General features: G+C 68.9%; 15 protein-coding genes and 3 rRNA genes. 6 read left to right on the top strand and 12 right to left on the bottom strand.

The window, feature by feature from the left end:
- Window positions 1-15 precede the first annotated feature (15 nt).
- From CP981_RS22445 to CP981_RS22430, 4 genes are all read right to left on the bottom strand, one after another.
- Window positions 16-552, bottom strand: coding sequence for a GNAT family N-acetyltransferase (locus CP981_RS22445; protein ID WP_341873685.1), 537 nt, complete (start codon window positions 550-552; stop codon window positions 16-18).
- A gap of 94 nt (window positions 553-646) precedes the next feature.
- Window positions 647-763: ribosomal RNA gene (rrf, locus tag CP981_RS22440) — 5S ribosomal RNA — on the bottom strand.
- A gap of 73 nt (window positions 764-836) precedes the next feature.
- Window positions 837-3,959: ribosomal RNA gene (locus CP981_RS22435) — 23S ribosomal RNA — on the bottom strand.
- Window positions 3,960-4,263: 304 nt separating this feature from the next.
- A 16S ribosomal RNA gene (locus CP981_RS22430) occupies window positions 4,264-5,792 on the bottom strand.
- Together the 16S, 23S and 5S rRNA genes form the textbook arrangement of a ribosomal RNA operon.
- Window positions 5,793-6,761: 969 nt before the next feature.
- Here CP981_RS22430 and trpS point away from each other — a divergent pair.
- Complete coding sequence (gene trpS, locus CP981_RS22420; RefSeq protein WP_244329750.1) at window positions 6,762-7,781, top strand: tryptophan--tRNA ligase; 1,020 nt, start codon at window positions 6,762-6,764, stop codon at window positions 7,779-7,781.
- A gap of 55 nt (window positions 7,782-7,836) precedes the next feature.
- Here the strand turns inward: trpS and proC are convergent, their stop codons facing one another.
- The 3 genes from proC to CP981_RS22405 all read right to left on the bottom strand — a co-directional run bounded on the left by proC (window position 7,837) and on the right by CP981_RS22405 (window position 10,366).
- The gene (proC, locus tag CP981_RS22415; RefSeq protein ID WP_085928023.1) at window positions 7,837-8,646 is read right to left on the bottom strand and encodes a pyrroline-5-carboxylate reductase; all 810 of its coding nucleotides are present in this window, start codon (window positions 8,644-8,646) and stop codon (window positions 7,837-7,839) included.
- A gap of 101 nt (window positions 8,647-8,747) precedes the next feature.
- Complete coding sequence (locus CP981_RS22410) at window positions 8,748-9,536, bottom strand: ABC transporter permease (protein WP_085928024.1); 789 nt, start codon at window positions 9,534-9,536, stop codon at window positions 8,748-8,750.
- Window positions 9,533-10,366 (bottom strand): ABC transporter ATP-binding protein, encoded by an 834-nt coding sequence (locus tag CP981_RS22405; protein ID WP_085928025.1) that lies wholly within the window; start codon window positions 10,364-10,366, stop codon window positions 9,533-9,535. Before CP981_RS22405 ends, CP981_RS22410 begins: the two co-directional genes overlap by 4 nt.
- Before the next feature lie 326 nt (window positions 10,367-10,692).
- Here CP981_RS22405 and CP981_RS22400 point away from each other — a divergent pair, with 326 nt between their 5' ends.
- The 3 genes from CP981_RS22400 (at window position 10,693) to CP981_RS22390 (ending at window position 14,389) form a co-directional block, all read left to right on the top strand.
- Window positions 10,693-11,094 (top strand): hypothetical protein, encoded by a 402-nt coding sequence (locus tag CP981_RS22400; RefSeq protein WP_085928026.1) that lies wholly within the window; start codon window positions 10,693-10,695, stop codon window positions 11,092-11,094.
- Between the two features lie 224 nt (window positions 11,095-11,318).
- Window positions 11,319-12,890, top strand: a complete 1,572-nt coding sequence (locus CP981_RS22395) for a SulP family inorganic anion transporter (RefSeq protein ID WP_244329749.1) — start codon at window positions 11,319-11,321, stop codon at window positions 12,888-12,890.
- 71 nt (window positions 12,891-12,961) lie between these two features.
- Window positions 12,962-14,389: a M1 family metallopeptidase gene (locus CP981_RS22390; RefSeq protein ID WP_244329748.1), complete on the top strand. Its 1,428-nt coding sequence runs from the start codon at window positions 12,962-12,964 to the stop codon at window positions 14,387-14,389.
- A gap of 207 nt (window positions 14,390-14,596) precedes the next feature.
- Here the strand turns inward: CP981_RS22390 and CP981_RS22385 are convergent, their stop codons facing one another.
- From CP981_RS22385 to CP981_RS22375, 3 genes are all read right to left on the bottom strand, one after another.
- Entirely contained in the window at window positions 14,597-15,727 is a 1,131-nt protein-coding gene (locus CP981_RS22385; protein ID WP_085928027.1) for an NAD(P)/FAD-dependent oxidoreductase, read from the bottom strand.
- Between the two features lie 162 nt (window positions 15,728-15,889).
- Window positions 15,890-16,912 carry an RNA polymerase sigma factor SigJ gene (gene sigJ, locus CP981_RS22380; protein WP_085928028.1) on the bottom strand — a complete coding sequence of 341 codons (1,023 nt, stop codon included), beginning with the start codon at window positions 16,910-16,912 and terminating at the stop codon, window positions 15,890-15,892.
- Window positions 16,913-17,006: 94 nt separating this feature from the next.
- Window positions 17,007-17,846, bottom strand: a complete 840-nt coding sequence (locus CP981_RS22375) for a class I SAM-dependent methyltransferase (protein ID WP_085928029.1) — start codon at window positions 17,844-17,846, stop codon at window positions 17,007-17,009.
- 877 nt (window positions 17,847-18,723) lie between these two features.
- Between CP981_RS22375 and CP981_RS38760 the strand changes: the two genes are divergently transcribed.
- A complete protein-coding gene (locus tag CP981_RS38760) occupies window positions 18,724-18,924 on the top strand; it encodes a hypothetical protein (protein WP_244329747.1) in 201 nt (66 codons plus the stop codon).
- 31 nt (window positions 18,925-18,955) lie between these two features.
- On the opposite strand, the gene CP981_RS22365 is transcribed toward CP981_RS38760, so the two are convergent.
- Both CP981_RS22365 and CP981_RS22360 read right to left on the bottom strand, forming a co-directional pair.
- Entirely contained in the window at window positions 18,956-19,525 is a 570-nt protein-coding gene (locus CP981_RS22365; RefSeq protein WP_085928030.1) for a hypothetical protein, read from the bottom strand.
- A gap of 94 nt (window positions 19,526-19,619) precedes the next feature.
- Window positions 19,620-19,937, bottom strand: coding sequence for a peptidase (locus CP981_RS22360; RefSeq protein ID WP_085928031.1), 318 nt, complete (start codon window positions 19,935-19,937; stop codon window positions 19,620-19,622).
- 216 nt (window positions 19,938-20,153) lie between these two features.
- On the opposite strand from CP981_RS22360, the gene CP981_RS22355 reads away from it, so the two are divergent.
- On the top strand, window positions 20,154-22,589 hold the full coding sequence (locus CP981_RS22355; RefSeq protein WP_085928032.1) for a protein kinase domain-containing protein: 2,436 nt from the start codon (window positions 20,154-20,156) through the stop codon (window positions 22,587-22,589).
- Window positions 22,590-22,649 lie beyond the last annotated feature (60 nt).

Here is a 22,649-nt window from a genome sequence, read left to right as displayed (position 1 = left end):
CCGGGCCCCACGCGCTTACCCCCGCCGCAGCGCCATCTCCCGCTCGCTCGCCGCGGAGTCCTTCGGATCGGCCATGGTCCGCCCCGTCGCCGAGAACCCCAGCCCCCGGTAGAACGCCTCGGCCCGCGCGTTCTCCTCGTGCACCCACAGCCGTACGCGCTCGACCACCGGCTCGGCCAGGCCCCACGACCACGCGATCGCCGCCCGCAGCAACTCCCCTGCCAGCCCCGTCCCCCGGTGCTCGGGCCGCACATACACCCCGGCCACATGCGTCTGCGGCGCCTCCTCGTCCGTCTCGACGAGAGCCACCACCATGCCGCCCCAACTCCCTTCCGCGGCCTCCCCGATGAACGTCACGACCGACTGCCCCTCGGCACTCCGCGCCGCCCGCTGCCGCCAGAGCTCATCGGGCCGGCCCACGGCCTCCTCGAAGGTCTCGTTGAACGCCACCCGGGCCACAGGATCGGCCAGCGCCGCCAGCCGCAGCTCCTTCAGCCGTTCCCACTCGCCCGCCTTCACCGGCCTGATCACATATCCCATGCCGCTCAGCATCCCAGCGACCGTGCCGGACAGCGGGCCCATTTCTGCCCGGAAACGCGAAAAAGCCCCCGGGAACTTTCGTTCCCGAGGGGCTTTAACAAAAATTGTTCGGCGGCGTCCTACTCTCCCACAGGGTCCCCCCTGCAGTACCATCGGCGCTGAAAGGCTTAGCTTCCGGGTTCGGAATGTAACCGGGCGTTTCCCTAACGCAATGACCACCGAAACACTATGAAGATATCAACCCGGACATGACACAGGTCGTTACTTCAGAACCTACACAGTGGACGCGAGCAACTGAGGACAAGCCCTCGGCCTATTAGTACCAGTCAACTCCACCCGTTACCGGGCTTCCATATCTGGCCTATCAACCCAGTCGTCTACTGGGAGCCTTAACCCCTCAAAGGGGGTGGGAGTACTCATCTCGAAGCAGGCTTCCCGCTTAGATGCTTTCAGCGGTTATCCTTTCCGAACGTAGCCAACCAGCCATGCCCTTGGCAGGACAACTGGCACACCAGAGGTTCGTCCGTCCCGGTCCTCTCGTACTAGGGACAGCCCTTCTCAATACTCCTACGCGCACAGCGGATAGGGACCGAACTGTCTCACGACGTTCTAAACCCAGCTCGCGTACCGCTTTAATGGGCGAACAGCCCAACCCTTGGGACCGACTCCAGCCCCAGGATGCGACGAGCCGACATCGAGGTGCCAAACCATCCCGTCGATATGGACTCTTGGGGAAGATCAGCCTGTTATCCCCGGGGTACCTTTTATCCGTTGAGCGACGGCGCTTCCACAAGCCACCGCCGGATCACTAGTCCCTACTTTCGTACCTGCTCGACCCGTCAGTCTCACAGTCAAGCTCCCTTGTGCACTTACACTCAACACCTGATTGCCAACCAGGCTGAGGGAACCTTTGGGCGCCTCCGTTACTCTTTAGGAGGCAACCGCCCCAGTTAAACTACCCACCAGACACTGTCCCTGATCCGGATCACGGACCCAGGTTAGACATCCAGCACGACCAGAGTGGTATTTCAACAATGACTCCACAACCACTGGCGTGGCCGCTTCAAAGTCTCCCACCTATCCTACACAAGCCGAACCGAACACCAATATCAAGCTATAGTAAAGGTCCCGGGGTCTTTCCGTCCTGCTGCGCGAAACGAGCATCTTTACTCGTAATGCAATTTCACCGGGCCTATGGTTGAGACAGTCGAGAAGTCGTTACGCCATTCGTGCAGGTCGGAACTTACCCGACAAGGAATTTCGCTACCTTAGGATGGTTATAGTTACCACCGCCGTTTACTGGCGCTTAAGTTCTCAGCTTCGCCACACCGAAATGTGACTAACCGGTCCCCTTAACGTTCCAGCACCGGGCAGGCGTCAGTCCGTATACATCGCCTTACGGCTTCGCACGGACCTGTGTTTTTAGTAAACAGTCGCTTCTCGCTGGTCTCTGCGGCCACCACCAGCTCAGAGTGCAAAACTCATCACCAGCAATGGCCCCCCTTCTCCCGAAGTTACGGGGGCATTTTGCCGAGTTCCTTAACCATAGTTCACCCGAACGCCTCGGTATTCTCTACCTGACCACCTGAGTCGGTTTAGGGTACGGGCCGCCATGAAACTCGCTAGAGGCTTTTCTCGACAGCATAGGATCATCCACTTCACCACAATCGGCTCGGCATCAGGTCTCAGCCTTAACGTGTGACGGATTTACCTACCACACGGCCTACACCCTTACCCCGGGACAACCACCGCCCGGGCTGGACTACCTTCCTGCGTCACCCCATCGCTTACCTACTACCACCTTGGATCGGCGGCTCCACCACGTCCCTTTGTCCGAAGACTCCAGGCCGGCTTCACGGCCTTAGCATTAATGGATTCGATATTGGGCGTTTCAAAGCGGGTACCGGAATATCAACCGGTTGTCCATCGACTACGCCTGTCGGCCTCGCCTTAGGTCCCGACTTACCCTGGGCAGATCAGCTTGACCCAGGAACCCTTAGTCAATCGGCGCACACGTTTCCCACGTGTGTATCGCTACTCATGCCTGCATTCTCACTCGTGAACCGTCCACAACTCGTTTCCACGGCTGCTTCACCCGGCACACGACGCTCCCCTACCCATCACAGCCTCCGTTGGGAGTATTGCTGCAATGACATGACTTCGGCGGTGTGCTTGAGCCCCGCTACATTGTCGGCGCGGAATCACTTGACCAGTGAGCTATTACGCACTCTTTCAAGGATGGCTGCTTCTAAGCCAACCTCCTGGTTGTCTCTGCGACTCCACATCCTTTCCCACTTAGCACACGCTTAGGGGCCTTAGTCGATGCTCTGGGCTGTTTCCCTCTCGACCATGGAGCTTATCCCCCACAGTCTCACTGCCGCGCTCTCACTTACCGGCATTCGGAGTTTGGCTAAGGTCAGTAACCCGGTAGGGCCCATCGCCTATCCAGTGCTCTACCTCCGGCAAGAAACACACGACGCTGCACCTAAATGCATTTCGGGGAGAACCAGCTATCACGGAGTTTGATTGGCCTTTCACCCCTAACCACAGGTCATCCCCCAGGTTTTCAACCCTGGTGGGTTCGGTCCTCCACGAAGTCTTACCTCCGCTTCAACCTGCCCATGGCTAGATCACTCCGCTTCGGGTCTTGGGCACGCTACTCAACGCCCTATTCGGACTCGCTTTCGCTACGGCTTCCCCACACGGGTTAACCTCGCAACATACCGCAAACTCGCAGGCTCATTCTTCAAAAGGCACGCAGTCACGACACAAGGAACAAGTTCCTTGTGCGACGCTCCCACGGCTTGTAGGCACACGGTTTCAGGTACTATTTCACTCCGCTCCCGCGGTACTTTTCACCATTCCCTCACGGTACTATCCGCTATCGGTCACCAGGGAATATTTAGGCTTAACGGGTGGTCCCGCCAGATTCACACGGGATTTCTCGGGCCCCGTGCTACTTGGGTGTCTCTCAAACGAGCCGCTAATGTTTCAGCTACGGGGGTCTTACCCTCTACGCCGGACCTTTCGCATGTCCTTCGCCTACATCAACGGTTTCTGACTCGTCCTGTTGCCGGCAGACAACAGAAGAGAGATCCCACAACCCCAACCACGCAACCCCTGCCGGGTATCACACGTGACTGGTTTGGCCTCATCCGGTTTCGCTCGCCACTACTCCCGGAATCACGGTTGTTTTCTCTTCCTGCGGGTACTGAGATGTTTCACTTCCCCGCGTTCCCTCCACACTGCCTATGTGTTCAGCAGCGGGTGACAGCCCATGACGACTGCCGGGTTTCCCCATTCGGACACCCCCGGATCAAAGCTTGGTTGACAGCTCCCCGGGGCCTATCGTGGCCTCCCACGTCCTTCATCGGTTCCTGGTGCCAAGGCATCCACCGTGCGCCCTTAAAAACTTGGCCACAGATGCTCGCGTCCACTGTGCAGTTCTCAAGCAACGACCAGCCACCCACCACCCCAACCCGAAGGCTGAGTTCACTGGGGCCGGCATCGCGAAGGTCCAGACTCAACGGTCCGTACCCTCAGATACCCAACAACGTGCCCGACCCACTTCACTCGTCCCCACGTTCCACGCCGAAGCAGTACTAGTGACAACCAATCAAGTGTGCCGAATAGTCAACGTTCCACCCATGAGCAACCAGCATCAGACATTCGCTGATGTACTGGCCTCTGACCAACCAGAGGTCGGTAAGAAGTGCTCCTTAGAAAGGAGGTGATCCAGCCGCACCTTCCGGTACGGCTACCTTGTTACGACTTCGTCCCAATCGCCAGTCCCACCTTCGACGATTCCCTCCCACAAGGGGTTGGGCCACCGGCTTCGGGTGTTACCGACTTTCGTGACGTGACGGGCGGTGTGTACAAGGCCCGGGAACGTATTCACCGCAGCAATGCTGATCTGCGATTACTAGCAACTCCGACTTCATGGGGTCGAGTTGCAGACCCCAATCCGAACTGAGACCGGCTTTTTGAGATTCGCTCCACCTCGCGGTATCGCAGCTCATTGTACCGGCCATTGTAGCACGTGTGCAGCCCAAGACATAAGGGGCATGATGACTTGACGTCGTCCCCACCTTCCTCCGAGTTGACCCCGGCAGTCTCCTGTGAGTCCCCATCACCCCGAAGGGCATGCTGGCAACACAGAACAAGGGTTGCGCTCGTTGCGGGACTTAACCCAACATCTCACGACACGAGCTGACGACAGCCATGCACCACCTGTACACCGACCACAAGGGGGCGCCTGTCTCCAGACGTTTCCGGTGTATGTCAAGCCTTGGTAAGGTTCTTCGCGTTGCGTCGAATTAAGCCACATGCTCCGCTGCTTGTGCGGGCCCCCGTCAATTCCTTTGAGTTTTAGCCTTGCGGCCGTACTCCCCAGGCGGGGAACTTAATGCGTTAGCTGCGGCACGGACGACGTGGAATGTCGCCCACACCTAGTTCCCAACGTTTACGGCGTGGACTACCAGGGTATCTAATCCTGTTCGCTCCCCACGCTTTCGCTCCTCAGCGTCAGTATCGGCCCAGAGATCCGCCTTCGCCACCGGTGTTCCTCCTGATATCTGCGCATTTCACCGCTACACCAGGAATTCCGATCTCCCCTACCGAACTCTAGCCTGCCCGTATCGAATGCAGACCCGGGGTTAAGCCCCGGGCTTTCACATCCGACGTGACAAGCCGCCTACGAGCTCTTTACGCCCAATAATTCCGGACAACGCTTGCGCCCTACGTATTACCGCGGCTGCTGGCACGTAGTTAGCCGGCGCTTCTTCTGCAGGTACCGTCACTCTCGCTTCTTCCCTGCTGAAAGAGGTTTACAACCCGAAGGCCGTCATCCCTCACGCGGCGTCGCTGCATCAGGCTTTCGCCCATTGTGCAATATTCCCCACTGCTGCCTCCCGTAGGAGTCTGGGCCGTGTCTCAGTCCCAGTGTGGCCGGTCGCCCTCTCAGGCCGGCTACCCGTCGTCGCCTTGGTAGGCCATCACCCCACCAACAAGCTGATAGGCCGCGGGCTCATCCTTCACCGCCGGAGCTTTCCACCACCAGACCATGCGGTCGGTAGTCGTATCCGGTATTAGACCCCGTTTCCAGGGCTTGTCCCAGAGTGAAGGGCAGATTGCCCACGTGTTACTCACCCGTTCGCCACTAATCCCCTCCCGAAGGAGGTTCATCGTTCGACTTGCATGTGTTAAGCACGCCGCCAGCGTTCGTCCTGAGCCAGGATCAAACTCTCCGTGAATGTTTACCCGTAATCGGGTGAAACACACACGAGAGCGGAACGACCAGACGGAATAGGTCCGGTCGTTCACAGCGTCCTCGCTGTGTGTGCCATCCGCACCACATGGGCGGGATGGACTTTTCAAAGGAACCTCATCCTCCGGAAGTGTTTCCGGTGGACGGGGTATCAACATATCTGGCGTTGACTTTTGGCACGCTGTTGAGTTCTCAAGGAACGGACGCTTCCTTTGTGCCTTATCGGTTCTGATTTGACTCAGTACCGGGCTCTCCGGGCGCTTCCCTTCGGTCTTGCGTTTCCGACTCTATCAGATCCTTGCGGGCCCGATTTTCGCCGGTGCGTTTCCGCCTTTCGGCTTCTTCGCGTTTCCAACCTTACCAGATCCGTTTCCGTCTCCGGCGCCCTGTTGGAGCGGGCCCGGCCGTTTGGCTTTCGCTTTCCGGCCTTTCCGACTCTATCAGATCCGATTTTCGGTCCGTTGCCGGTCCGAATTCGTTTCCGAATCCCCGTCGGAGGGGGTTACGCCGTGGTCCGGCAATTTGCGTTGCCGTGCCTTTCGGCGTGATCACTACTTTAGCGGAATTCCTCGTTGACGCATAATCACGTCGCGGTTTCGAATTTCGGCATGCGAAATTATTCCCGTTGAGGGGCCGTGCAGTAGTGGTGTGCCGCGAAGCGGCGGGATGGCTGCCCCGGGCCTGTCGGCTCCGTGGCAACTCGGAGGACACTACACGAGGGGTTGGGGTTGTTCAAACCCGCACGAGGGCGGGTTGTGGGGAGTACTTTGAGGGTCATGACTACGCATGCGCTCGTACAGCAGTGGTGGCTCGCCTGACGGCGGCCGACCACAGCGCATGCATGACCACGGCCGCCGCTTCGGCGGCCGTTTGCGTATCTCCCTCGTAGCCGGCCGGTGAGGTCGGCGGTCCCGACGCGCACTCCTTGGGCAGTGCGGAGAGAAGGACGGACGAGATGGCGATGACGACGAGCGGGCGGACGCGGATCTTCAGTGGGGTGCAGCCGACGGGGCATCTGACGCTGGGGAACTACCTCGGGGCGGTCCGGCGGTGGGCGGAAGAGGACCAGCACCGGGCGGAGGCGCTGTTCTGTGTGGTGGATCTGCATGCGCTGACCGTGGAGCACGATCCGGCGCGGGTGCGGCGGCTCAGCCGGCAGGCGGCGACGCTGCTGCTGGCCTCGGGGCTGGATCCGGAGCTGTGCACGGTGTTCGTGCAGAGTCATGTGGCTGAGCATCTGCGGCTGTCGTATCTGATGGAGTGCACGGCCTCCGACGGGGAGATGCGGCGCATGATCCAGTACAAGGAGAAGGCCGCGGCGCAGCAGGCGCGCGGGGGGAGTGTGCGGCTGTCGTTGCTGACGTATCCGGCGCTGATGGCGGCGGACATCCTGGCGTACGGGACGCATGAGGTGCCGGTCGGGGAGGACCAGGCTCAGCATGTGGAGCTGACGCGGGACCTGGCGGAGCGGTTCAACCAGCGCTACGGGGCGACGTTCGTGGTGCCGAGGACGACGCTTCCGGCGGTGGCGGCGCGGGTGATGGATCTCCAGGAGCCGACGTCGAAGATGGGGAAGTCGCATGCCCGGACGGCGGGGGTCATCTCGTTGCTGGATGAGCCGGAGGTGGTGCGGAAGAAGGTGCTTCGGGCGGTGACGGATGCGGAGCGGGATGTCGTGTACGACCCGCAGCAGCGGCCGGGGGTGGCGAATCTGCTGAATGTGCTGGCGGCGTGCACCGGGGGTGATCCGGAGCAGCTGGCCGGGGAGTACGACTCGTACGGTGCGCTGAAGAAGGATGTGGCGGAGGCCGTGGTGGAGACGTTGCGGCCGGTGCGGGAGCGGCATGCGGAGCTGGCCGCCGATCCGTCGTATGTGGATGGTGTGCTGCGGCGCGGTGCGGAGCGGGCGCGTGCGCTCGCCAGGCCGCGGGTGGATGCGGCGTTCGAGGCGGTGGGGCTGCTGCCCGCGGGGTGAGGTGCCGGGCCGGCCGGGGGCGCGGTGGTCGCCGCGCCCCCGGGGCGGTCGTGGGTCAGCCGCTGCCGGAGGCCAGTTCGCGGCTGCGGTCGCGGGCGGCCTCCAGGGCGGCGATGAGGGCGGCGCGTACGCCGTGGTTCTCCAGTTCGCGGATGGCGTTGATGGTGGTGCCGGCCGGGGAGGTGACGTTCTCGCGGAGCTTGACGGGGTGTTCGCCGCTGTCGCGGAGCATCACGGCGGCGCCGATGGCGGCCTGCACGATGAGGTCGTGGGCCTTGTCGCGGGGCAGGCCGAGGAGGATGCCGGCGTCGGTCATGGCCTCGACGAGGAAGTAGAAGTAGGCCGGGCCGGAGCCGGAGAGCGCGGTGCAGGCGTCCTGCTGGGACTCCGGGACGCGGAGGGTCTTGCCGACTCCGGAGAAGATCTCCTCGGCGCGGGTGAGGTGGGCGCCGGTGGCGTGGGTGCCGGCGGAGATGACGGACATCGCCTCGTCGACGAGGGCGGGGGTGTTCGTCATGACCCGGACGACCGGGGTGCCGGCGGCCAGGCGCTCCTCGAAGTAGGAGGTGGGGATGCCGGCGGCGCCGCTGATGACCAGGCGGTCGGCGGGGACGTGCGGGGCCAGCTCCGTCAGGAGGGTGCCCATGTCCTGGGGCTTGACGGTGAGGATGAGGGTGTCGGCGGACTTGGCGGCCTCGGCGTTGCTGACCGCTTCGACGCCGTAGCGCTCATGGAGCTGGGCGGCGCGTTCCGGGCGGCGGGCGGTGACCAGCAGGTCGGAGGGTGCCCAGCCGCCCCGGATCATTCCGCTGAGCAGGGCTTCGCCGATTTTTCCGGTGCCGAGTACTGCGACCTTCTGGGTCATCGTGCGGGTTCACCTTTCCGCTGCGCTGGGCGTTTGCGGCCATCCTCGCACCGTGGGGGTGCCGCTCGGGGGTCGGCTGCCCCGCAGCGGCGGCGCGTGCGTCACGCCGTGCGGCGGCGGAGGGTGGCGGCGCCGAGGGCGAGGACGAGGAGGGCGCAGCCGGTGACGACGGCCGCGTCGCGGATGAAGTCGCCGGTGATGTCGGAATGCTGGAGGACCTCGTTCATGCCGTCGACGGCGTAGGACATCGGGAGGACGTCGGAGAGCGCCTCCAGGGCCGGCTGCATGGTGGCGCGCGGGGTGAACAGGCCGCAGAGCAGCAGCTGGGGCATCAGAACGGCGGGCATGAACTGGACGGCCTGGAATTCGGAGGCGGCGAAGGCCGAGACGAACAGGCCGAGGGCGGTGCCCAGCAGGGCGTCGAGGACGGCCACCAGGAGGAGCAGCCAGGGGGAGCCGGTGACGTCGAGGCCGAGCACCCATACGGACAGGCCGGTGGCGAGGGCGGACTGCACGATGGCGAGCAGGCCGAAGGCGAGGGCGTAGCCGCTGATGAGTTCGGCCTTGCCGAGGGGCATGGCGAGCAGGCGTTCCAGGGTGCCGGAGGTGCGTTCGCGGAGGGTGGCGATGGAGGTCACCAGGAACATCGTGATCATCGGGAAGATGCCGAGGAGTGAGGCGCCGATGCTGTTGAACGTCTCCGGGCGGGCGTCGAAGACGTAGCGGAGCAGGGCGATCATCACGCAGGGGACGACGAGCATCAGCGCGATGGTGCGCGGGTCGTGGCGGAGCTGGCGTAGGACCCGGGCGGCGGTGGCGAGGGTGCGGGAGGGGGAGAAGGGCGCGGGGGTGGGGTGCGGGGCGCCTGTGGTGTGAGGTGCGGTGGTCATCGCGCCGGCTCCTGGGGGGTGGTGGGGCGCGCCGGTTCCTGGGGGCGGGTGGCCGCCGCGGCCTCGTCGACCAGGTGGAGGAAGGCGGCCTCGACGGTGGCGGCGCCGGTGCGGTCGCGGAGGGCGTCGGGGGTGTCTCCCCCGAACTCCGTTCGGGAGGTGCCCCCAGCCAGCAGGCGGCCCTCGCGCATCAGGAGCAGCCGGTGGCAGCGTTCGGCCTCGTCCATGACGTGCGAGGAGATGAACAGGGTGGTGCCGCGCTCGGTGGCGAGGGTGTGGAAGAGGTTCCACAGGTCGCGGCGGAGGACGGGGTCCAGGCCGACGGTGGGCTCGTCGAGGACGAGGAGTTCCGGGGCACCGAGCAGGGCCACCGCGAGAGAGACCCGGCTGCGCTGGCCGCCGGAGAGGTTGCCGGCGAGGGCATCGGCGTGGCGGGTGAGGTCGACGTCCTCGATGGCGCGGGTGACGCGCTCGTGACGCAGACCGCGGGCGGACCGGCCGGGGTGCAGGACGGCGGCGAAGTACTCGAGGTTCTGGCGGACGGTGAGGTCGTCGTAGACGGACGGGTCCTGGGTGACATAGCCGATGCGGGGGCGCAGCCGGGGGTCGCCCGCGGGGTGGCCGAGGACGTCGAGGGTGCCGGTGACCTTGGCCTGGGTGCCGACGAGGGCGCGCATCAGGGTGGATTTGCCGCAGCCGGAGGGGCCGAGCAGGCCGGTGACCTGGCCGCGGGGGACGTCGAAGGCGAGGGCGTCGAGGACGGTGCGGCCGCCCCGGACGACGGTGAGATCGCGGGCGTGGACGGCGGGGTCGACGCCATAATTCATCATGCGATGAATAATGCGCCGGGCGGGAGGGGGCGTCAAGGGCGGGGACGGGACGGAGGGCTTGCGCAGGGGCAGGGGGGCCGGATGGGGCCCGCACCGCGGGGACGGCGGGGCGGTGGGGCCACTGGGGTGGTGATCCGGCCAGGTGTGGTGCGGAAGCGGCGCGTGGTGAGGACCTCCGCGCACCGGCGGGCGCCGTAGTGAAAGAAACCAGCCGTTCCTGGTCGATAACTCCGCGTTTACAGGGTGGTTACAAACCGACTCGCGGTCCTGCGTGTCCGCTTGGACACAATGGGATGACCTGTCCAGGCGCGCCGGAAGGGGCGACGATGGCGAAGATCCGGGTCCGCGGCCTCGGCCGGCTCCTGTTGATCGTCATGGCCGTCCTGCTGGCCTTGCCCATGGGTGCGGAAGGCGTGTACGGGGAACACGCGGCGGCCGCGCAGGCCGCGAGCGGCGTCGGCCGTACCGGTCCCCCCGGCCCCACCCCCTGGGCATCCGACTCCTCCGAGAACCCCGAATCCGGCAGCGACCGCTGCCCGCCGCGCCGCGACGGACGGTCCACGGCCGCGGTGACCGCACCGGCGCCCCCGTTGACCACCGTCTCGACCGCCGCACCGGCCCGGACCGGCGGCGGGCTGCACCTGACCGCCCCGCTGACCGGCCGCCGGGCCGTACCCGTGTCGAGATCCGGTGAACTGCCGGTCCAGCACGCCGTGTTCCGCTGCTGAGCGCTCAGAGCTGCCCCCAAGGGCCTCCCCCGGCCCGCGCATCCGACGGATCCAGCCGTCATTTCCCCATGGCGCGCACCGCGCGGGCAGTGCGCGGCAGCAGGCGACCGCAGCGGCACGTAGCGGTGGTCGCCGACCGGCTGCTCGTACCGCCCCGCGTCCGCTCGTGCGTATCCGTGCGTACCCGTGCGCCACCGCATCTCGCACTCGCTGGAGGCATCCCCATGCGTAGGTTCCGTATTGCCCGACAACGCCCGTCCCGGCCCTCCATACCGCCACGGCACCCGCTGTCGGTCTGGCGCGCCGACTTCACCGCCTCGCTGGTCGTCTTTCTCGTCGCCGTCCCGCTGTGTGTCGGGGTGGCCGTCGCCTCCGGAGTTCCGGCCGAACTGGGGCTGGTCACCGGCATCGTCGGCGGGCTGCTCACCGGCTTACTGCCGGGCAGCAGTCTCCAGGTCAGCGGTCCGGCCGCCGGGCTGACCGTGCTGGTTTACGAGGCCGTGCAGGAGTACGGCCTCGGGGCACTCGGTGCTCTCGTACTGCTCGCCGGGGTGCTCCAGCTGACCATGGGCGCGCTCCGGCTGGGGCGCTGGTTCCGGGCCATCTCCGTGGCCGTCGTCCAGGGCATGCTGGCGGGCATCGGGCTGGTGCTGATCGCCGGGCAGTTGTACGCCCTGGTGGACGCCCGGGCGCCGGGCAACGGACCGGCGAATCTGGCCGGGCTGCCGGACCTCGCGGTGGACACCGCCGGATCCGGTATCGCGCTGTCGGCGCTGGCCGTCGGCGCGGGCACCATCGCGCTGCTGGTGCTGTGGCCGAAGTGGCGGCGGGCGGCGCGGGTGCTGCCGGCGCCGCTGGTGGCGGTGGCCCTGGCCACGGTCGTGGTGTTCGTGCTGGACCTGCCGGTGGCCCGGGTGGAAGTAGCGGGCCTGCTGGAAGTCGTCCAGCCACCGGGCGGCACGGACTTCGCCCGGCTGACGGAGGCGGGGGCCCTGGCCGGTGCGCTGGGCACGGTGCTGGCGTTCGCCCTGATCGCGTCGGCGGAGTCGCTGTTCAGCGCGGCCGCCGTGGACCGGCTGCACGACGGCCCGAAGACCGATTACGACAAGGAGCTGATGGCGCAGGGCGCGGGCAACACCGTCTGCGGGCTGCTCGGCGCGCTGCCGATGACCGCGGTGATCGTCCGCAGCTCCGCCAATGTGTTCGCCGGGGCGCAGACGAAGGCCTCCCGGGTGCTGCACGGGGTGTGGCTGCTGGTCTTCGCGGCGGCCTTCCCGGCGGCGCTGGGCGTGGTGCCGCTGGCGGCGCTGGCGGGCGTACTGGTGCATGCGGGCGGCAAGTTGATCCCGGTGAAGCAGTGGCGTCCGCTGTGGCGGGAGCACCGGGGCGAGGCCGTGGTGCTCGCCGCGACGGCGGTGGCGATCGTGGCCACCAACATGTTCGAGGGGGTGCTGCTGGGGCTGCTGATGGCGGTCGCCAAGTCGGCGTGGGAGACCTCGCACGTCCACCTGGAGATCGTGGGGCTGGACGAGCCGGCGGCGCGCGACAGTGCGCCGGCCGGTTCCGGCGCCCGGCGCCCGATCCGCGTACGGGCCCTCGGCAATGCCACCTTCCTCCGGCTGCCCAAACTCCTCGACCAGTTGGAGGCGCTGCCCAAGGACCGGGAGGTCGAGCTGGACCTGACCGGGCTGCGGCATCTCGACCATGCCTGCGCGGCCGCGCTCGGCGCCTGGGAGGAACAGCGCCGGGGCCCCGACGGGACCGCCCGGAAGGAGGCGCCGTCCGTCGCCCCGTGAGTCGGGTCTAGGACAACTGCGCGGTAATGGGCCGGTGTGTAGGCGGAAATGACCGTAGGGTCGGGACGCTGATGACCGCCGACCCCGGGAGTGCTGTGAACCGCCGGCCCCTTCGCAGTTGCGGTGCGACCGCCGCCCTCTCCGTCGCCCTGCTGCTCTCCTCGTGCACCGGTAGTGGTGTACGGGGCGCGGCGGGCAGCGGCGGAGTGGACGATCCACTCTTCCCGTCGCTCGGCAACGGCGGCTATCAGGTGCGCCATTACGGGCTCGGCCTCGACTACGACATCAAGAAACGGCATCTGGACGCAACCGCCGACCTCACCGCCGAGGCCAGGACGGACCTGCGGTCCTTCCAGCTCGACCTCCAGGGGCTGCGGGTGACGGAGGTGCAGGTCGACGGCGAGAAGGCGGAGTTCTCCCGTAAGGGACACAAGCTGACCGTCCGGCCGGCCGAGGTGCTGCGCAAGGGCGCGGAGTTCCGTACCCGTGTCGACTACGAGGGCACGCCGCAGGAGATGAAGGACCCCGACCAGTCGACGGAGGGCTGGGTCAAGACCCGCGACGGGGCGTTCGTCTCCGGTGAGCCCGCCGGTTCCATGACGTGGTTCCCGGGCAACAACCACCCCGCGGACAAGGCCACCTACGACTTCACCATCACCGTGCCGAAGGGCTACACCGCCGTCGCCAACGGCGAGCTGCGGTCCGAGCGGACCGCCAAGGGCCACACCACCTTCCGCTGGCACAGCGGCCGGCCGATGGCCAGCTATCTCGCGACGGCCACCATCGGCAAATTCGAGGTCCACACCTCCCGTACGCCCGAGGGCCTGCCGCTGTACGTGGCCGTGGACCCGGCGGAGGCCAAGGCCAGCAAGGGGCCGCTGGAGAAGCTGCCCGAGATCGTGAAGTGGGAGACCAAACTCTTCGGCCCGTACCCCTTCGCCTCCTCGGGCGCGATCGTCGACGACACCCCGAAGCGGATCGACTGGCTCGCCCTGGAGTCCCAGACCAAGCCGGTCTACGCCGGGGCGCCGGACACCGTGACCCTGGTGCACGAGATGGCCCACCAGTGGTTCGGCGATTCCGTGACGCCGAAGACCTGGGCGGACACCTGGCTCAGCGAGAGCTTCGCGACCTACGCCGAGTGGCTGTGGGAGGAGCGCGAGGGCGGCAAGACGCCCCAGCAGCAGTTCGACGCCCTCTACAAGGACACCACGGACACCGACCGCTGGGCCTTCCCGCCGGGCAAACCGGGCCAGGCGAAGAATGTCACCGGCACCCCCGTCTACGAGCGCGGCGCGATGCTCCTCCAGGAACTGCGCAACGCCGTCGGCGACAAGACCTTCTTCACGATCCTCCGCGAGTGGCCCGCCGAGTACCGCTACCGCAACGCCGACGCACAGGACTTCATCGACTTCTGCCAGGAGCGCACGGATGAGGACCTGGAGCCGCTGTTCAAGAAGTGGCTGTACGAGAAGGGGAAGCCGGAGCTGACGGACTGAGGGGCGGCCGGGGCGCGCGTACGAGGGCGCGGCTTCGCCAAGGGCTCCCCCGGGGGGAACCCTTGGCGAAGGGGTGGGTGCCCTGGCCCGGGCACGGCTCCGGTGACGGGACACATCTACCGCCAGGAGGGCTGCGCCGGACCCGTATCCGCCAGTTGGCGGACCTTGAGAGGTCGGGGCGGACCGGACTGATCCGAAAGACCGGCCCTAGCCGATCCCCGGGAGCAGCGGGATGACGCCCGGGCGGCGGGCTGCCAGGTGCAGGACGCGGACGGCGTTGCGGACGACCTGTTCCTTGACGCGGGCGGCCGGGCGGCCGGTCAGGACGCGTTCGCGCGGGCGGTCGTCGGCCCGTACCGACTGGATCAGGGCGTCGTGGCGCCCCAGGCTCACGCACTGCACGAAGAAGCCGTACGAGAGCGGCCGGGGCTCGGCGCCGCGCAGTTCGGCGGCGATCGCGCCGGCCACGTACGAGCCCGTGGGCAGCGCGGCGGCGCAGGACATCCGCAGGGCCCCGGCGCGGGGCGTACGGGCCGCGGCCGCGTCGCCCGCGGCGTAGATGTCGGGGTGGCTGACCGAGCGGAGCCTCGCGTCGACCCGCAGCCGGCCGGTGACCGCGTCGGTGACCAGCCCCGCGTCGTGGGCAAGACCGCTGGTGGCCCGCAACGCCCCGGCCCACACCACGGCGTCGGCATCGACGTCGTCCCCGTCGTCGACCCGCCGGCCCTCCTCGACGCGGACGCGCAGCCGGTCGAGGACGGTACGGACATGGGCCCGGCCGCGCACCGACAGACCGCCGCCGAGCTCGCCGCCGGTGACCAGCCGGACCCGCCACTCCGGGTGCGACTCGGCGATCTCGGTGGCCATCTCGATGCCGGTCAGACCGCCGCCGACCACGGTCAGCGCACCCGGCCCGTCCAGCAGCCGCTTGTGCAGGGCGGCGGCGCTGTCGGCGGTGAAGGCCCGCTCCCCGATACCGCGCGGATCGGTGTGGCTGCCCAGGGCGTAGACGAGCCGGTCGTAGAGGAGGGTGCGGCCGCTGTCGGTGTGTACGGCGCGGACGTCCGGGTCGAGGGAGGTGGCGCGGGCGGCCAGATGTTCGATGCCGGTGCCGTGCAGCATCCGGGCCCGTGGGTGGCTCACTTCGGGGCGCCCGGCGGCCAGTTCGTGCAGCCGGACGCGTTCGGTGAACCGGTCACCGGGGTCGACCAGCGTCACCTGCGCGTACGGGGCGAGCCGGAGCGCGGCCATCGTCCCCGCGTAGCCGCCGCCGAGAACCACGACCCTCCCCCGGGCCCTGCGGCCCCGGGAGCCCCCGTGATGCGCGACGTTCTGCATGCTGCCTCCTGAGGTCGGTCGGTCCGGGGCGCCGGGGTGGGAGGTGGCGCCGTAAGGGGGACGACGTGGGGCGGTGGGGTGTGACATGCGGGACCGAGCGGCGGGGTGGCCCCCAGGCACGACCCGGCCGGGGCAACCAGCCGGGCCGTGCCACCGGCCCGATCACACCCCGTCGAGGTTCAGATGGCCGAGCTTCTCGGGGTTGACGACCGCGTCCACCTCCGTGATCCGGCCGTCGTCGACCGTGAAGGCGAAGACCCCGGACTGCTCCCCCACCGGGTCGACGAAGACCAGCCCGGTGGCGCCGTTGACCTCCGTCAGGGCGACCCGCAGGCCCTCCCGTTGGGCGCCGCGCCTGACCAGGCCCTGTACATAGCGGGCCACCTTCTCGCGGCCCAGGACCGGCCGGCGCGCGGCGGACACCTTGCCGCCGCCGTCCGTACGCCAGACCACCTCGGGGTCGAGGACGGACAGCAGCGCCTCGAAATCGCCGCCCATGACGGCGGAGAGGAAGGCCTCGACGGTGCGGCGGTGTTCGGCCCGGTCGACACTGCGGCGCGGCGCCTCGGCCCGTACCCGCTTGCGGGCGCGGGAGGCCAACTGCCGTACGGAATCCGGGGTGCGGCCGACCGCCTCGGCGATCTCCGGGAAGGGGACCGCGAAGACGTCGTGGAGGATGAAGGCGGTGCGCTCGGCCGGGGTGAGCCGTTCCAGGACGGTCAGCAGCGCCATCCCGACGGATTCATCGAGGGTGACCCGGTCCTCCGGGCCGCCGGGCCCCGCGGCAGCCGCGCCGCCCAGGGGCAGCGGCCCGCCGGTGCCGTTGAGCAGCGGCTCCGGCAGCCAGGGCCCGACGTACGTCTCGCGGCGGGCGCGGGCCGAACCCAGCAGGTCGTAGCAGATGCGGCTGACGACGGTGGTGAGGTAGCCGCGCGGGCTGGCCACCACCTGCTCACCGGGCAGCGCCTGCCAGCGCAGCCAGGCCTCTTGGACCGCGTCGTCGGCGTCGGTGACCGTACCCATGATCCGGTAGGCGATGGCCCACAACCGCCCGCGCTGCTCCTCGAACTCCCCGAGCCGGTCCCCGGCCGCCCCGCCCCCCACTCGCCCGGACACCCCCGTGCTTGTGCCCTTCCCCTTCCCCTTCCCCTTCCCCTTCCCCTGCTCCTGCTCCTGCTCCGTCATCGTCCGTTCCCCTGTTGTCCGTTCCCGCCGTCACGTCGCTGCGCCGCCCGTACAGCACCTCACCGCGTCGGCACGGCGCCGGCACTGCACCCCCTTAGGACGAAGCGGACGGCCGGAGTGTGACAGTCAGGTCGAGCGCGTAGGCCTCCTCGACGATGCCGTCCGGGAAGACATCACGCAGGGCTTCCCGCTCGGCCGCGAGGACGGGGGCTGCGGCGGCCGGGCCGATGGCGGAGAAGTACGAACGGCTGCCCAGCATCGCGAGGTGGGTGTCGACGGGGACCCGCCGGGTCCAGTGCATGACCCGGGCGACAGGGTCCAGGCCCAGACCGAGGCCACGGATCAGGTCGGGGGCCTCCGGCGCCACGCTGTGGCCGTGGTAGCCGGGTAGACGGCGGGCGATCCTTGCCTCCTGTTCAGCGGCCCAGTCGACGTCCGGGTCCGGGACGTTCCACCACAGGGCGAGCGCACCACCGGGGCGCAGCACCCTCAGCGCCTCCGGGACGGAACGGGCCGGATCGGTCCAGTGCCAGGCCTGTGCGTAGCCGACGAGGTCGAAACCCGCGTCGTCGGGGAACGGCAGCGCATCACCGAGGGCGTGGACGAGGGGGACGGCGGGGTGGGCGGCGTGCAGCTCGGCGGCCATGGCGGCACCCGGCTCCACGGCGGTGACCCGCGCCCCGCGCTCGGCGAGCAGCCGGGTCGCGATACCGGTGCCGGCCCCGACGTCCAGCACCCGCGCCCCCGCCAGCCGCTGCCCGGCCAGCTCCTCGATCGCGTCGAAAAGCGCCGGTGGGTAGCCGGGGCGGGCGGCTGCGTACTGGGCGGCCACCGCGTCGAAGGAACGGGCGAGGGTGGCGTGCTGTGGTGGCGAGCCAGGCTCCAACGCCTGAGCTTCCAGGGGGAGTTGATCGCGCTGGGAACTGTGCGGCATACGGGCCATCCTGCCCGAGGCGGGGCCTTCGGCTGTGGCGTTTCCGGTGGCTGGGGGGGTGGGTGCCGGTGGCTTGGGCCGGTGCGGGTTGCCGTGGGCTGGTCGCCGGTTCGCCTTCGGTTGGTGGGTGGCGGGTCGGAGGGGACGCCCGGTACCCCGTCCTCGGCGCGGGCGACGCGGGTCCCAGAGGTAGGGCACCCCGGCGTTTGCTCCAGTCCTGCGGGCGGGGCACCGGACATCCCCTCCGACCACCGTCCGTACGCGGCTGACCCGCCGTACCGATGACCGTTACGGCGGCCATGCAGCGGCGCCCCTTGGCAGGCATCTGGTCCCTGAGGCCGTGCACGTCACCTCCTGGCAGGCACCTGGCACCCGCAGGTTGGGCGCGGCGCCTCTTGGCAGGCACCTGGCCGGGCCGTCCCCGCAGCTTGGGCGCGGGCCGAGGCGGGCCGTAAGGCGCGGTGCCACCGTCCGGCAGTCGGCAACGTTGGACGGTCGGAGGGGATGTACCGGGGCCCGCCCGCAGGACCGGAGCAAACACCGGGGCAATCAAACGAACGCACCCGCGTCGCCCGCGCCGAGGACGGGCCCCGGTGCGTCCCCTCCGGCCCCCGCGGCAACCACAAACCCCGCAACGGCACCAGCCCAAACGCACCCGCAGCAAAAACGCCACGGCCACCCCCACAGGGGCGCGGGGAACGGCGCGCCCAGCCCCAACGCACCCGCAGACACACACGAGCCCCCGGACCAAAAGACCAGACCCGGTTTCTCTGGCTTTCTCGCCGAGACCGCCGCGCTGGTCCGGGCCCGCTTCGGTGGGCGGGTCAGCTACGCCTCGGGGCCGTGGGAGTCCGTCGACCGGCGGCCGTTCGATGTCGTGGGGGCAAACGCGTACCGGGCCGCGTACAACGCCACGACGTTCAAGGACGAGTTGCGCGAGCACCTAGCGCACGGCAAGCCGGTGGCGGTGACCGAGTTCGGCACCTGCGCCTACCGGGGCGCGGGCGAGCGGGGCGGGATGGCCCGGCAGCCGCCGGCGGGGGCGGTGCCGGTGGCGGCCAGGTACGGGACGGGCTGAGCCGACGGGCCGGGCGGGCCGCCCGCCCGGCTCAACGGCGCTTCTTCGGGCGGGACTTGCGCGCGGCCGGATTCCCGGTGCGGGCGCCGCGGCGGCGCACGTGGCGGGCGCGGGCCGCGGTGAACTCGGCGCGGTGCAGCCTCTCCCCGGGTGCCTCGACGAGGCTGCGGCAGAAGTAGGCGAGCAGTGAGCCGATGAAACCGATGAACATCAGGCTCTGTGCGGACCTGTCGGCGGCGCTCTCGGCGGCCGGGTCGGGGCGCCGGACGAAGCCGTCCCAGGTACGGCGGAAGGCCAGCGCGCTACAGATCGCGAAGCCGGCGACGACGAGGATGCCGACGAACGGGCCGACGTCGGCGATCTCCAGTCCCTGGAAGGCGAAGCGCAGGACGACCGCACCGGCCGCGGCGAGCGCGAGCGAGCCCACCGCGACGCCGGCCCGGCGCAGGCCGTAGCCGCCGTCGTGGTGGAGCCAGGTGGTGCCGAAGAACCGGATCGGCTCCGGCTCGGGACCGTGGCGCTCGGGACCGCCGGACGCGCCGTCGCCGGACGCGGCGCCGCCGGGCTCCGGGCTCGCCGGGGACCGCTGCTCATCGCTCATGGCAGCGATTATCCCCGGCGGGCCCGGCCACCCGGCGACCTATGAGCGCCGTGCCGCCGGGGCGCCCCGCTTCCGTGGTCCGCGGCGCCGGGCTTCAGTTCACGCAGGTCGGCGCGACCATGCCGCTGCTGCCGGTCCGGACGTACGTGTCGGAGATGTACTCACCGGGCGCGATGTTGTCCCAGATGTCCGAGGTGCCGTACGGGCCGCTGACCTTCTCGCCGTGCGTCTGGCAGCGGATCTTGATCCGGGCGCCGTCGGCGAGCAGGCGGACGACCGGGGTGTCGGTGCCGGGACCCTGGCGGACCTTGACGCGGTAGCCGGGCGCGACGGGATAGACGAGACCGCCCGCGGCGGCGAGGGCCTGGCCGTCGGCCGCTTCCGCGGCGCCCTGATGGTCCTGTGTGGTCATTTCGTGTTCCCCCGTTGATGTTGTCGGTGATGGTGGTGACGTCGGCCCAGGGGCCGTGCGTGGAGCAGCTCGTGGAGAGCCCCCCGTGAAGCCGCTCGGTGCGGTTCCGCAACGCGCACGCTAGCAAGCCTCGTTCATCTCGTACGCGTCATCGACTAGGCTCCGCGCGTCGCACTTGCGACCGAATGGCACGGGTAATGACACGGGGGTGGAACCATGCCATCGCTGCGCGATCCCGGCATCGGGCCGGAAGCGGAGCATCCGGAATACGCCGGCCAATACCGCCTGGAGGCGCGGCTCGGCTCCGGCGGTATGGGCGTGGTTCATCTGGCGCGCTCGTCCTCCGGGCTGCTGCTCGCGGTCAAGGTCATCCATGCCGAATTCGCCCAGGACCCGGAGTTCCGTGGGCGGTTCCGGCAGGAGGTGGCGGCCGCGCGGCGGGTCAGCGGGGCCTTTACGGCGCCCGTCGTGGACGCCGATCCGGATGCCGGACGGCCCTGGATGGCGACCCTCCACATCCCCGGACCGACGCTCTCCGATCATGTGAAGCGGAACGGCCCGCTGGCGGTCGACGAGGTGCGGCGGCTGGCGTCGGGGCTCGCCGAGGCACTGCGGGACATCCATCGTGCCGGGGTGGTGCACCGCGATCTGAAGCCCGGAAATGTGCTGCTGGCCACAGACGGCCCGAAGGTCATCGACTTCGGTATCTCGCGGCCGTCCGACAGTGAAATGCGCACCGAGACCGGCAAGTTGATCGGCACGCCGCCGTTCATGGCGCCCGAGCAGTTCCAGCGGCCGCGTGAGGTGGGTCCGGCGGCGGATGTGTTCGCGCTGGGGTCGGTGCTGGTGCATGCCGCCACGGGGCGTGGCCCGTTCGACTCGGAGAGCCCGTATCTCGTCGCGTATCAGGTGGTGCACGACGAGGCCGATCTGGCGGGAGTGCCCACGGAGTTGGTGCCGCTCGTCGAGAGCTGCCTGGCGAAGGACCCGGCGGACCGGCCCACTCCGGACGCGCTGATGCAGCTGCTGCGGACGGACGCGCCGCGCCGCGCCGACGTGCCGATCGGCGGCCTCGTGGGCGAGGCGGTGCCCGAGGTACGGATACCGGAGCAGCGGCAGGCAGAGCAGCCGATGGCCGAGCAGCGGCAGGCAGAGCAGCGGATGGCCGAGCAGCCGATGGCCGAGCAGCGGATGGCCGAGCAGGACGGGCCGGAGCCGGAGCGCCCGCAGCCCGTACGCGCCGAGGCCGCCCCGCCGCACGCCGAGATGACGCATGTGCGCGCCCGCACCCCCGTCGAGGACCCCGACGGTGCCGCTCTCCCCGCGGGCCCCGCCCTCCCCGACGGCACCGGCGCCCCCGTACGCACTGACGATTCCGTACGTCCCTCCCTGCCTCGCCGGACCGCCCGCTCCCGTAACCGCCGCTGGCCCCTCTGGGCCGCCGTCGCCCTCGTCGTCACCGGAGCCGGCACGTACGCGGGCGTCCAGGCGCTGTCCGGCGGCCCCGGCCGGGACCCGGCCCTTCAGACCCACCCGTCGCGCAACGACGGCGCCGACTTCCGCCCGTGGCAGACCACCCTCATCGAGCGCCCCAAGGGCCACGACGCCGAACTCCCGCACTGCACCACCGGTGCCGGCGCCGTCTTCTGCGGCCAGCCCGGCATGCTCGCCGCCCGGCTCGACCCGGATTCCGGCCGGGTGGCCTGGCGGACCAAGGACCCCACCGCCACCGCCACCGGCAAGCAGGCCGCGAAGAAGGCCGTCTCCCGGACCGCACCGGTGCTCTCCGGCGGGCTGCTGTACGTCTTCTCCCACGACGGCAGCCGGCTGCTGGCCCTCGACCCGTCGCCGGGCGGCAACGGCGCCACCCGCTGGACCAAGGACGTCTCCGGCTACGAGGGCGGGGCCAAGGTCGTCGGCGACCGCATCCTGCTGGCCGCGTCGGACGGCACGGTCACCGCGCTCGACAGCAGAACCCACCAACAGCGCTGGCAGAAGCGGTTCCCGGGGCATCAGCTGCCGCTCTTCACCTCGTTCGGCGACGCCCACACCGCTTATGCGGCCGAGGGCACCCCCGACGGGAACGGCACCCACGTCACCGCCATCGACCCGTCCGACGGCAAGGTCCGCTGGGCCCGGCGGCTGCCCGGACTGCTCACCGTGGCCGGTTCCGGTGCGTCGGGGACGCTCTTTCTCACCGTCACCGACCCGACACTCTCGTACCGCACCACCGCCGTCCTCCGCTACGACCCGGCCACCGGGCACAGCCGCCGCCTCAAGCTGGCCGCGCCACTGGACCAGGCGTCCGCCGTGGTGCACGGCGAGTCGGTGTATCTGCTGGCCGAGGGCGGCTCGCTCCAGGCCGTCGGCCGGCGGAAATGGGACACCGAGACCTCGGTGAGCCGGGGCTCGGCGCCGGTGGTGAGCGGCGGCCGGCTCTACTTCACCGCCGCCGACGGCCGACTGCTCGCGGTCGACACCGCGTCGGGTGAGCTGCTGGGGCAGACCCCGCCGCGGATGTCCGGTCGCCACAACGGCTTCGTGGAGACCCTCCCGGCCCCCCGTACGGACGGCCCCCGAGGCCGGATCTACGCGGCGGCCCCCGACGGCACGGTCTTCGCGGCGGCGACGAAGGACCCGGCGGGCTGGTGACGGGACGGCCCGCCGCCCGTATGGCAGCGGCAGGCACAGGTCTCGCGCCGCACGCCGGGC

Source organism: Streptomyces platensis, assembly GCF_008704855.1.
Lineage (GTDB): Bacteria > Actinomycetota > Actinomycetes > Streptomycetales > Streptomycetaceae > Streptomyces > Streptomyces platensis.
The sequence above is the reverse complement of the archived record's forward strand: the minus strand, read 5'-3'. Positions and strand labels throughout refer to the sequence as shown.